This is a genomic window from Bradyrhizobium sp. Leo78 (assembly GCF_059512425.1).
On record NZ_JCAMOT010000265.1, the window covers coordinates 1 to 398 of the forward strand.

Sequence of the window (398 nt, forward strand, 5' to 3'; positions counted from 1 at the left end):
GACGCCGCGGATGAGCTTCAGCGCCACCCGGTTCGGCTTCTTCACCGGCTGCAGATACTGACGCAACGGTGCCCAGACGAAACAGTCGGCCGCATTCCAATCGTTGACGGCAGGTGCCGGCCCGGCCAGCCGCTGCACGGCATCAGCGAGCCTTTTCAGTTCGGCAAGCAGGGCGGTGTTGATTTCCTCGGTCATCGTGGGCCTCCTGATTTCTCGCTGCGGCAAGCCGCTTTGATCTTTCGATGCCGCCTACCATGGCGTTTTGCCGACGGAAAGGTTATGAGGCAGCGGAATCGGTACTGTTTCCCGGCTGTTTCTGTTGCATTCATCCAAGCGGCAACTATAGTCCGGCAACCTGAAAAGCAGGCGGAGTTCCGCCATAGAAGCCTGAGGAGTTT

1 pseudogene is annotated in these 398 nt (G+C 59.3%); it reads right to left on the reverse strand.

Annotated elements, in window-relative coordinates:
* A pseudogene (locus tag AC5ZG1_RS44605) lies at window positions 1-195 on the reverse strand (AAA family ATPase); the annotation flags it as partial.
* Between the last annotated feature and the right edge of the window lie 203 nt (window positions 196-398).